4 protein-coding genes are annotated in these 5,434 nt (G+C 29.7%); all 4 read left to right on the forward strand.

The annotated features are described in order from the left end of the window. Nucleotides 1-3,517: type II CRISPR RNA-guided endonuclease Cas9 (cas9, locus tag Q0Y70_RS09235; protein ID WP_297820195.1), on the forward strand; the 3,517-nt coding region annotated here is incomplete at its 5' end. A 207-nt stretch (nucleotides 3,518-3,724) separates the two neighbouring features. Beyond that, the gene (cas1, locus tag Q0Y70_RS09240) at nucleotides 3,725-4,633 is read left to right on the forward strand and encodes a type II CRISPR-associated endonuclease Cas1 (RefSeq protein ID WP_297820198.1); all 909 of its coding nucleotides are present in this window, start codon (nucleotides 3,725-3,727) and stop codon (nucleotides 4,631-4,633) included. Then, nucleotides 4,611-4,916, forward strand: coding sequence for a CRISPR-associated endonuclease Cas2 (gene cas2, locus Q0Y70_RS09245; RefSeq protein ID WP_297820205.1), 306 nt, complete (start codon nucleotides 4,611-4,613; stop codon nucleotides 4,914-4,916). Before cas1 ends, cas2 begins: the two co-directional genes overlap by 23 nt. Continuing rightward, the coding region (gene csn2, locus Q0Y70_RS09250; protein WP_297820201.1) for a type II-A CRISPR-associated protein Csn2 at nucleotides 4,913-5,434 on the forward strand (522 nt) is incomplete at its 3' end. The genes cas2 and csn2, both read left to right, overlap by 4 nt.

The following is a 5,434-nucleotide window of genomic DNA, read 5'->3' on the forward strand; positions in this document are numbered from 1 at the left end:
AGAAATTGAAGAAGTTATTAAAGATAAACAAATTTTCAAAAGAGATAATGTTAAGAAGATAGCAGAATTATTTGCTATCAAAACTGATAATAAAGAACAAAGTAAACGTATAAAAGATGTTTCTAAACAGGTGGCCAATGCTGTTTTAGGTTATAAGACAAGATTTGACACTATAGTACTAAAAGAAATTAGTAAAGATGAATTAGCAGACTGGAATTTTAGGCTTAGTGATATCGATGCAGATAGTAAATTTGAAGCATTAATGGGTAATCTTGATGAAAATGAACAAGCGATTTTGTTGGCTATTAAAGAGTTGTTTAATGAAGTTACTCTAAATGGCATTGTTGAAGATGGAAATACTTTGTCTGAATCAATGATTAAGAAATATGACGATCACCATAATGATTTAGAATCATTAAAGGAAGTTATTGATAATCATATTGATCGAAAGAAATCTGAGAGATTGGCGTTAGCTTATGATTTATATGTCAATAATCGTCATGGACAATTACTACAAGCAAAGAAAAAACTGGGAAAGATCAAACCTGGGTCAAAAGAAGATTTTTATAAATTAGTTAATAAAAATTTGGATAATTCTCAAACATCTAAAGAAATAAAAGAGAAAATAGAACTGGATTCCTTTATGCCTAAACAAAGGACTAATGCTAACGGTGTAATTCCTTATCAATTACATCAATTAGAATTAGATAAAATTATTGAAAATCAAAGTAAGTATTATCCATTCTTAAAAGAGCTTAATCCTGTTTCGTCACATTTGAGAGAAGCTCCATATAAGCTAGATGAGTTAATCAGGTTTAGAGTTCCATATTATGTTGGCCCATTAATTTCGCCAAATGAATCTACAAAAGATATTCAAACAAAGAAAAATCAAAATTTTGCATGGATGGTTCGAAAAGAAAAGGGTCAAATAACACCATGGAATTTTGATCAAAAAGTGGATCGTATTGAATCTGCTAATAAGTTTATTAAGCGGATGACAACTAAAGATACTTACTTATTTGGTGAAGATGTCTTGCCTGCCAATAGTTTCCTTTATCAAAAATTTTCAGTATTAAATGAGCTTAATAATATCAGAATCAATGGTAAGCGAATATCAGTTGATTTGAAAAAAGAAATATATGAGAACTTATTTAAAAAGCAGACTACTGTAACGGTAAAGAAATTAGAAAATTATCTAAAAGAAAACCATAATTTAGTTAAGGTTAAAATTAAGGGATTAGCGGATGAAAAGAAATTCAATGCTGGGCTAACTACTTATAATAGACTTAAAAAATTGAATATTTTTGACAAACAGATTGATAACTTAAAATATCGAAATGATTTTGAAAAAATTATCGAATGGTCAACAATTTTTGAAGATAAATCCATCTATAAAGAAAAGCTGAGGTCTATTGATTGGTTGAATGAGAACCAGATTAATGCTCTAAGTAATATTAGGTTACAGGGATGGGGCAGACTATCTAAAAAATTATTAGCTCAATTACATGATCATAATGGGCAAACTATTTTTGAGCAGCTCTGGGATAGTCAAAATAATTTTATGCAGATAGTAACTCAAGCTGACTTGAAAGATGCAATAGCAGAAGCCAATCAAAATTTATTAGTTGCTACTAGTGTAGAAGATATTTTAAATGATGCTTATACTTCACCTGCAAACAAAAAAGCAATTCGTCAAGTAATTAAAGTAGTTGATGATATCGTTAAAGCAGCTTCTGGAAAAGTTCCTAAACAGATTGCAATAGAATTTACTAGAGACGCTGACGGTAATCCTAAGAGAAGTCAAACTAGAGGAAGTAAACTGCAAAAAGTTTATAAAGATTTGTCAACTGAATTAGCATCTAAAGCAATTGCAGAAGAGTTAAATGAAGCTATTAAGGATAAAAAACTTATGCAAGATAAATATTATTTATACTTTATGCAACTTGGTAGGGATGCTTATACTGGAGAGCCAATTAATATTGATGATATTCAAAAATATGATATTGATCATATTTTGCCACAAAGTTTCATTAAAGATGATGCCTTAGATAATAGAGTTTTAGTTTCTAAGGCAGTAAATAATGGTAAGTCTGATAATGTACCAGTAAAATTGTTTGGTAATGAAATGGCTGGTAATTTAAGTATAACTATTAGAAAAATGTGGGAAGAATGGACGAATATTGGTTTAATTAGTAAGACCAAATATAATAACTTATTAACAGATCCGGACCACATTAATAAATATGACTCTGCAGGTTTTATCCATCGTCAATTGGTTGAAACAAGTCAAATTATTAAACTAGTTTCAACTATTTTACAATCTCAATATCCTAATACCGAGATAATAACTGTGAAGGCTGAATACAATCACTATTTACGAGAAAAATTTAATTTGTACAAGAGTAGAGAAGTAAATGACTATCATCATGCAATAGATGCGTATCTTTCGGCTATTTGTGGGAATCTTTTATATCAAAACTATCCTAATTTACGCCCATTCTTTGTTTATGGCCAATATAAGAAGTTTAGCTCTGACCCTGATAAAGAAAAGGAAATTTTTAATAAGACTAGAAAATTCTCTTTTATCTCACAGCTTTTGGAAAGTAAAACAGAAAATAGTAAAGAAATAGCTGAGAAATTAAAAAGAGCATATCAATTTAAATATATGCTTGTATCTCGAGAAACAGAAACTAGAGATCAAGAAATGTTTAAGATGACTGTCTATCCACGATTTAGTAATGACACAGTTAAAACTCCGCGTAATTTAATTCCTAAAAAGAAGGGAATGCCTACTGAAATATATGGTGAATATACAAATAATTCTGATGCTTATATGGTAATTGTGAAAATAGATAAGGAAAAGGAAACAGAATATCGTATTTTAGGGATACCTACACGAGAATTGGTTAATTTAAGACAAGCACAAAAAAATGGCAATTATGATTCCTATTTGAAAGAAATACTTGCACCTAGAATTTTTTATAAGAAGAATGGAAGAAGAGATAAAAATATTAATTCGTTTAAAATACTTAAGTCCAAAGTTCCATATAAGCAAGTAATTCAAGATGGAGATAAAAAGTTTATGCTCGGTAGCTCCACATATGTATACAATGCTAAACAATTAACATTATCAACTGAATCAATGCAAGCTATTACGAATAATTTTGATAAAGATAGTGGTGAAAATGAAGCATTGATCAAGGCTTATGATGAGATTTTGGATAAAGTTGATAAATACTTATCCTTATTTGATATCAATAAATTTAGAGAAAAATTACGTTCAGGAAGAGAAAAATTTGTTGAGCTATCTCTAAAGGATAAAAAAGACACTATTTTGAAAGTTCTGGAGGGATTGCATGATAATGCTGTAAGGCCAAAAGTTCCAGAAATTGGTTTATCGACTCCATTAGGTTTTATGCAATTTTCTAATGGTGTACTACTTTCAGAAAATGCCAGATTAATTTATCAATCACCAACAGGTTTATTTAAAAAGAGCGTTAAGATTTCAGATTTGTAAAGAAAATAGGGAACCACCAATGTGATTCCCTATTTTTTGTATAAAAAAAGTCCCTCGATAACGTGGGACAAATATTGAAACTTTGCATCAAAAGATGCATTGCTTGATTTTAAATCTGGTTGTTAGATCAATAAAGTTTAGATGTTGGGAGCTACCCAACACAGTAATAATATCATGAAATATATTTTTATACAAGGAGGAAAGAATATGGGATGGCGGTCTGTAATAATAACGCAGCATGCAAAATTAACTTATTCAATGAATAGGATGATTGTTCAAACAAGAGATGGGGTGAATCAGATTCCAATTGATGATATAAATCTAGTCTTAATTTCTACTTCTCAGGCAGTAATTACTAGTGCACTTATCAGTAAATTGGCTGAAAAACAATCTAAGGTAATATTTGTAGATGATAAGTATCAACCAATTAGTGAGACGGTTGACTATTATCCAGGAAGCAGAAATTTGGCTAAGCTAGAAAATCAATTTCGGTGGGATAAGAAACGTAAAGAATTATTATGGACAAAAATTGTCACTAAAAAAATCCAAAATCAAATTGCAGTACTGCAGAATTATAGATTGGATGGCGAAGATATTCAAGAGGAGCTAGATCGAATTGAAATAAATGACTCAACTAATAGGGAAGCCTTAGCAGCTAGAAAATATTTTATGAAAATGTTTGGAAAGGATTTTATTAGGAGAAATTCAGATGTAATTAATGCAGCCCTAGATTATGGTTATGCAATTCTACTCTCTGCTTTTGATCGAGAAATTGCAGTCAATGGATATTTATCTTATTTAGGTATTCATCACCATTCTCAAGAAAATCAATTTAATCTAGGCTCTGATCTAATGGAACCATTTAGGCCGATTGTAGATTATTGGGTAAAAGCGCATGAAAATATTAGTGAATTTACTCCTGATATTAAATTTGGGTTAGTAGAACTATTAAGTTTAGAAATAAAATTTAATGGAAAAAGAACGATTTTATCTAATGCAATTACTGTTTATGTAAGAGATTGCTTAAGATTTTTAAGCGGTGAAATTGATAAAGTAAAAATAGAAATGGAGTTAACTCATGAGGTACCGAATGATGCGATTAATGATAATGTTTGATTTACCTGTAGATACGGCCGATGAAAGAAGAGAGTACAGACAATTTCGTAAGCGATTAATAAATGAGGGATTTTTAATGATTCAATATTCTATCTATGAAAGAGTATGTGTGAGCCGGAAAACAGCTACTTTTTTAGAAAATAGAATAAAAAGTTTCTTACCAACTAGTGGGGTTGTTCAATCTTTGATGGTCACAGAAAAACAATACAATGATATGCATTTTTTAGTTGGAAATCCAGTTAATGATGTAAGAAATAGTTCAGATAGGACCGTGATTCTATGATTTGTTCGTATTTATCGCATAAAAAAATGAGTTTAGATGGTTATGGTATGAAGATAATTGCAACCTCTAGTTCAATAGCTTATCGAGATATTGTGCAAAGTTTTCAGAACGAGAAGCAAATGGTTTTGATTTCTGATGATGAATATAATCAACTAGATATTAATAAAAATTTTGATTTTATTGGAGACCTTCTACTGACTAAAAATATTTTAGATAAATATATGCCCCTAATCGTAAAAAAATATAGTGAAAATTTAGATGAAGATAATCGAAATAGGATAATAAAAGCATATTATAATTTAGAATCTTTAGTTCAGGATTCGTTATTTTTAGAAGATTTACCGCTAGAACTTGATTTTAGTGAGGATCTAAAGAAGTTTCTAAAATTAGAGAATTTGCATTTAGATTCTAAGTTTTTAAAAGAACCCTATGCTATAATTGAATCGATCTTAAAAATCCATCAAACATGTAATTTGAAGACTGTCCCAGTTGCTTGTAATGTCGCTCATTACTTAGAC

Origin of the sequence: uncultured Lactobacillus sp. (genome assembly GCF_947367085.1) — a bacterium.
In the GTDB taxonomy this organism is placed as follows: Bacteria; Bacillota; Bacilli; order Lactobacillales; family Lactobacillaceae; genus Lactobacillus.

Bases quoted from the DNA above. Each gene is read 5' to 3' on its own strand.
- cas1 (WP_297820198.1), top strand. From the start codon at position 3,725: ATGGGATGGCGGTCTGTAATAATAACGCAGCATGCAAAATTAACTTAT.
- cas2 (WP_297820205.1), top strand. From the start codon at position 4,611: ATGCGATTAATGATAATGTTTGATTTACCTGTAGATACGGCCGATGAA.